Below are 310 nucleotides of genomic sequence, written 5' to 3'. Positions count from 1 at the left end.
GTAGCGACGAAGGAGCGGAGAGGGGTGAGAACCCCTGCCCTTAATGGAAATGCCTGTGGAAAGGGTCAAGCTGAAACGGACATTGAAATGACGGGCGCTGCTTAAGGAACCTGCGATTAAGTCCCGTATTTTAGGTGGTTGAACTGTCTGAATGGATTTCGGCTATTTTTAGACGTTTTTACCCCGTACTGGAATGTCTATATGCTGTTTTTACAGCATATAAACGAACTTACCCTAAGCCCTCATCATCTGATCCACCCGAACCCTATTAGCCAGAGCTAAAAGCATCGCTAATTTACTAGCATTCTTC

Source organism: Neptuniibacter sp. UBA6509 (assembly GCA_002435145.1).
Classification (GTDB): domain Bacteria; phylum Pseudomonadota; class Gammaproteobacteria; order Pseudomonadales; family Balneatricaceae; genus Neptuniibacter.
Note: the sequence above shows the minus strand (reverse complement) of the source record.